We start from the raw sequence: 5,802 nt of genomic DNA on the forward strand, positions 1-5,802 counted from the left end.
CTCTTCTGCATTCTCTCTGGTTGTCATGCCCGGGCTTGACCCGGGCATCCAGAGAGCGTCGACACCCTCTGGATTGCCGGGTCAAGCCCGGCAATGACACGAAGGGGTAGCCTGCTAAGCCGCCAGCGGCCGGCCGACGGCGAGCTGCATGACGTTGGGCTCGCTGAACCGGTCGCGGCTCAGTGTGCCGCTGATCCGGCCCTCATGCATCACCGCGATGCGGTCGCTGACGCCGATCACCTCCTCCATGTCGCTGGAGATCATCAGGATCGGCACGCCGCGGTCGGCCAGGTTGCGCATCAGCTGGTAGATCTCGGACTTGGCGCCGACATCGATGCCGCGCGTCGGCTCGTCGAAGATCAGGAAGCGCGGCTGCAGCGTCAGCCATTTCGCCAGCACGATCTTCTGCTGGTTGCCGCCGGACAGCTTCAGCGCGGTGGTGGTGACCGACGGCGTGCGGATGCGCAGCCGTTCGCGCTGGGCCTCGGCCTCCTTGGCCTCGCCGCGGCCGTCGATCAGCCAGCGCCTGGCGACCTGGCGCAGGCCCGGCAGGGTGACGTTCTCGGCGATGGTCATGTCCAGCACCAGGCCGCTGCGCTTGCGGTCCTCCGGCACCAGGAACAGCCCCTGGGCGATGGCGGCGCGGGGCGACCCGATGGCCAGGGGCTTGCCGTCCAGCCGGACCTCGCCCGCCAGCATCCGGTCGATGCCGAAGACGGCGCGCGCCAGCTCGGTGCGGCCGGACCCGACCAGGCCGGCCAGGCCCAGGATCTCGCCGCGGCCGACCGACAGCGTCACCTCCTGCTCCGGCCAGGCGGTGGTGCGCACGCCGCGGATCTCGACCGCGTCCGGCTGCGCCGCGACGCCGGGCGGGATGTACAGCGCCCGCAGGTCGCGGCCGACCATCATCCGCACCATGCGGTCGTGATGGATCTCCTCGCGGTCCAGCGCGCCGACCAGCCGGCCGTCGCGCAGGCACACCACGCGGTCGGCGCAGGCCTCGATCTCGCCCAGCCGGTGGGTGATGAAGATGATCGCCACCCCGGCCGCCTTCAGCTCGCCGACCACGCGCAGCAGCGTCTGGGTCTCGGCGATGGTCAGGCTCGAGGTCGGCTCGTCCATGATGATGATGCGGGCGTTCAGCGACAGCGCCTTGGCGATCTCCACCATCTGGCGCTGGGCGATCGACAGCTCGGCCAGCGGCGTGGCCGGCTTGAAATCGACGCCCAGCCGGTCCAGCAGCCCCTGCGTGTCGGCGTGCAGCCGGGCGGTGTGGACCAGCTTCAGCGGGCCGAAGCGCCGCGGCTCGCGCCCGATGAAGACATTGGCGGCGACGTCGAGATTGTCGAAGAGGTTCAACTCCTGATGCACGAAGGCGATGCCGGCGGCGATCGCCTCCTGCACCGTCAGCGCCGCGCGCGGGGTGCCGCCGACCGTGACGGTGCCCGTGGTCGGGGCCTCGACCCCGCCCAGGATCTTCATCAGCGTCGACTTGCCGGCCCCGTTCTCGCCGATCAGCCCGACCACCTCGCCGCGGCCGACGGACAGGCTGACATCCTTCAGCGCCTGCACGCCGGGATAGGTCTTGGAGATTCCCTCCATGGCGAGGACGGCATCGGTCATCGGCGGCTCCCTCGGCGGCGGCGGAGGCTTGAACCTCCGCCGCGCCCTGCCTTACTTCTTCAGCAGTTCCTTCATCGTCTTCTGGAAATCGGCGACGTTGCTGCTGTCGATCACCCGGGTCGGGATGATCTTCAGATGGTCCGCCGGGATGAAGGACTTGTCGCCCTCGATGTACTGGGCCAGCAGCTTCACCGTCTGGTAGCCGAACTCATAGGGCTGCTGCACCACGGTGCCCTCGATCACGCCCTCCTGCACGCCGCGCAGGGTGACCGGGTCCTCATCGAAGCCGACGACCTTGATCTTGCCCAGCTTCCCGGCCGCCTTCATGGCGTCATAGATGATCGGCGTGTTGTAGGAGTAGAGGCCGACCAGCATCGCCAGGTCGTCATACTTGGTCAGCGTATCCTCGACATTGCGCTTGGCCTTGGCGAAGTCGATGTCGTCGGTGCGGACATCGACGATCTCGACCTTGGAGCCGGCGATCGCCTTCTTGATGCCGTCGACGCGCTCGCGGGCATTGGCGTTGCCCAGCGTGCCGACGAACAGCATGATCTTGCCGCCGTTCGGCAGGGCCTTCTTGATCAGCTCGCCCGCCTGCACGCCGGCGGCGACGTTGTCGGTGCCGATGTAGAGCAGGCGATTGCTCTTCGGCGCGTCGCTGTCGAAGGTGAACAGCGGCACCTGGCCGGCGGCCTTGTTCAGCAGCGCCGTGGCGTTGTCCGGGTCGACCGGGCTGATGCCGATGCCGGCGACGCCACGGGCCAGCATATCCTCGACGATCTGGCGCTGCTCGGCGGCGCTGGACTGGCCGGGGATCTTGAACTCGACGCTGTAGCCCTTGAGCTCGGAGACGGCCTTGTCGGTGCCCTTGTGGGCGATGGTCCAGAAATCGGACGACCCGTTGACGACGAAGGCGATGGTCTTGTCGGCGGCGGTGGCCGGGCCGATGGCGAGAACCGACGCGACGGCGGCTGCGAGGCCCGCCAGAATGAGGCGCTTCATAAGGTTCCTCCCATTTTTCCGGGCCCGCTTCGGGCGGGGCCGGCAGCATTGCTATTATAATCAGACAATTTGGATCACAACGATTCGAACCGGTCAAGCCGGCGCGCTTCGGGCCGGGCCGGAGGCGCTGTCATCGTTGCGCCCGGCCGCAGACCGCCCAGCCTGTTGACGCGATCAATCCATCGGCCTTCCATGCCGACCGAGGTCCTATCGCCGGGACCCGGCGACTCAGGGCCGGGTCCGACCGCCCACGAGACGGCACCGGCGGCCCCGATGACCGGCGGCGGATGGCGCCGCCCGGGCGGACCGTGGAGGCCGGTAAGATGTCGCGTATGGCCATGGGCCTGGTGCTGCTGGCGGGTCTCGCGGGAAGCGGGGCGGCGCTGGCCGAGGATGCGGGAAGCGGAAAGCTGACCGGGGATTGGGGCGGGTTCCGGACGGATCTCGCCAAGGCCGGCGTCGACGTCCAGCTCGGCTACACCTCCGAGCTCGCTTACAACCCGGCCGGCGGCACCCGCGACCAGCTGAGCTATGACGACCAGCTGTCGTTCGGCGCCACCTTCGACCTCGACCGCCTGCTCGGGGTGCATGACGCCAAGATCCAGCTGACGATCACCGACCGCAACGGCCGCAACCTCAGCGACGACGCGCATCTCGGCACGCTGCAGCAGGTGCAGGAGGTGTTCGGCCGCGGCCAGACCTGGCGCCTGACCCAGTTCTGGTACGACCAGAAATATTTTTCCGGGCTGCTGGACTGGAAGATCGGCCGGCTGACCGTCGGTGAGGATTTCGCCGCCTTCAGCTGCAAGTTCCAGAACCTGACCTTCTGCGGCTCGATGCCGGGCAACATCGTCGGCAACTACTGGTACAACTGGCCGGTCAGCCAATGGGCCACCCGGCTGAAGGCCAATATCGACGGCGTCGGCTACATCCAGACCGGCGCCTACCAGATGAATCCCGGCTTCCTGAACGTCACCGACGCGGTGCTGCCGAACAACCCCTCCGGCACCACCGGGGTGATGATCCCGGTCGAATTCGGCTGGACCCCGACGCTCGGCCCGGCCCGGCTGCCCGGCAGCTACAAGTTCGGGGCCTGGTACGATACCTCGACCGCGCCCGACGTGTTCGAGGACGACGACGGCAACCCCGAGGTCCTCACCGGCCGGCCGTTCAGGGACCGGCACGGGCGGTACGGCGCCTATATCAACTTCCTGCAGCAGCTGACGCGGCCGGATCCGGACGACCCGTCCCGCGGCCTCAGCGTCTTCCTCAACGCCACCATCGCCGACCGGCGGACCTCGACGATCGACGACCAGGTCGCGCTCGGCCTGATCTACACCGGGCCGTTCGACGCCCGGCCGAAGGACGAGATCGGCGTCGCCTTCGGCCGGACCCATGTCAACGGCCGCGTTGCGAAGGGCCAGCGGCTGCTAAACGACGCGGGGCTCGGCCCCGTCTCCGTCCAGGACGCCGAATATGCCTTCGAGGTCTATTACGGGCTGCAGGCGACCGACTGGCTGATGGCGCGCCCGAACATCCAGTACGTGCACCTGCCCGGCGGCACCCGGCACAACGACGATGTCGTCGTCATCGGCCTGAAGACCTCGATCGACTTCTGACCGCGGCCGGCTCCAGCGCCAGGTCGTCCAGGATCGGGCAGTCGGGCCGGTCGTCGCCGTGGCAGCAGGAAGAGAGGTGGCGCAGCGTGCCGATCATCTGCCTCAGCCCCTCGACCTTCTGCTCCAGCTCGGCGACGTGCTGCAGCGCGATCCGCTTCACATCGGCGCTGGACCGCTCGCGGTCGTGCCATAGCGCCAGCAGGCCGCCGATCTGCTCGACCGAGAAGCCCAGGTCGCGCGCCCGGCGGACGAAGCGCAGCGTGTGCACGTCGTCGTCGCTGTAGACCCGGTAGCCGGCTTCGGTGCGCAGCACCGGCCGGGTCAGCCCGACCGATTCGTAGTAGCGGATCATCTTGGCGGAAACGCCGGAGGCGGCGGCCGCCTGGCCGATATTCATGGCTGGGTCTCCCCCTGCAAGGGCGCGCGGAAGCGGCGCAGCCGCAAGGCGTTGGCCAGGACGAAGACGCTCGACAGCGCCATGGCGCCGGCCGCCAGGATCGGCGACAGCAGCCAGCCCTGGGCCGGGTACAACGCGCCGGCGGCGACCGGGATCAGCGCGGCGTTGTAGGCGAAGGCCCAGAACAGGTTCTGCTTGATGTTGCGGATCGTCGCCTGCGACAGGGCGATGGCGTTGGCCACGCCGCGCAGGTCGCCCGACATCAGCACCAGATCGGCGCTCTCGATGGCGATGTCCGTGCCGGTGCCGATGGCGATGCCGACATCGGCCGCGGCCAGGGCCGGCGCGTCGTTGATGCCGTCGCCGACGAAGGCCACCCGCCGGCCGCCGGTGCCGAGGCGCTTCACCGCTTCGACCTTGCCCTCCGGCAGCACCTCCGCGGCCACCTCGTCGATGCCGAGGCGCCGGGCGATCGCCTCCGCCGTGGCGCGGTTGTCGCCGGTCACCATCGCCACCGTCAGGCCCAGCGCGTGCAGCGCGCGGATCGCCTCCGGCGTCGACGGCTTGACCGGGTCCGACACCGCGATGATCGCGGCCAGGCGCCCGTCGATCGCGGCGTAGAGCGGCGACTTGCCGTCCTCGCCCAGCCGGGTGGCCGTTTCGGCGAAGGCGGACGGGTCCAGGCCCAGCGACCGCATATGGCGGTCGGCGCCGACCGCGACGCGGCGGCCTTCGACCGTCGCCGCCACGCCATGGCCGGGCACCGCCTCGAAGCCCTCGGCCGCCGGCAGGGCCAAGCCCTGCGCGCTGGCGGCGGCGACGATGGCCTCGGCGATCGGGTGCTCGGACCGCGCCTCGACCGCCGCCACCAGGCGCAGCGCCTGGTGGCGGTCGACGCCGTCGAGCGTGTCGAAATCGGTCAGCTCCGGCCGGCCCTGGGTCAGCGTGCCGGTCTTGTCGACCGCGATCACCCGGGCGTCGCGCAGGGTCTGCAGCGCGTCGCCCTTGCGGAACAGCACGCCCAACTCGGCGGCCCGGCCGGTGCCGACCATGATCGAGGTCGGCGTCGCCAGCCCCATGGCGCAGGGGCAGGCGATGATCAGCACCGCCACGGCATTGACCAGGGCGAAGGCCAGGGCCGGGTCGGGCCCGAAGGCGAGC

The 5,802-nt window shown here is 69.6% G+C and carries 5 protein-coding genes; 1 reads left to right on the plus strand and 4 read right to left on the minus strand.

The window, feature by feature from the left end; all coding sequences use genetic code 11:
- Positions 1-114: 114 nt before the first annotated feature.
- A complete protein-coding gene (locus ABDW35_RS30715) occupies positions 115-1,623 on the minus strand; it encodes a sugar ABC transporter ATP-binding protein (protein ID WP_343717645.1) in 1,509 nt (502 codons plus the stop codon).
- Positions 1,624-1,674: 51 nt separating this feature from the next.
- Entirely contained in the window at positions 1,675-2,625 is a 951-nt protein-coding gene (locus tag ABDW35_RS30720; protein WP_343717646.1) for a sugar-binding protein, read from the minus strand.
- A 323-nt stretch (positions 2,626-2,948) separates the two neighbouring features.
- Between ABDW35_RS30720 and ABDW35_RS30725 the strand changes: the two genes are divergently transcribed.
- Entirely contained in the window at positions 2,949-4,244 is a 1,296-nt protein-coding gene (locus ABDW35_RS30725; RefSeq protein WP_343717647.1) for a carbohydrate porin, read from the plus strand.
- On the opposite strand, the gene cueR is transcribed toward ABDW35_RS30725, so the two are convergent.
- Positions 4,213-4,641: a Cu(I)-responsive transcriptional regulator gene (gene cueR / locus ABDW35_RS30730; protein ID WP_343717648.1), complete on the minus strand. Its 429-nt coding sequence runs from the start codon at positions 4,639-4,641 to the stop codon at positions 4,213-4,215. The genes ABDW35_RS30725 and cueR overlap by 32 nt on opposite strands.
- A partial coding sequence (locus ABDW35_RS30735) for a heavy metal translocating P-type ATPase (protein ID WP_343717649.1) occupies positions 4,638-5,802 on the minus strand: 1,165 nt, incomplete at its 5' end. The genes cueR and ABDW35_RS30735, both read right to left, overlap by 4 nt.

Origin of the sequence: Inquilinus sp., assembly GCF_039594555.1 — a bacterium.
GTDB lineage: Bacteria > Pseudomonadota > Alphaproteobacteria > DSM-16000 > Inquilinaceae > Inquilinus.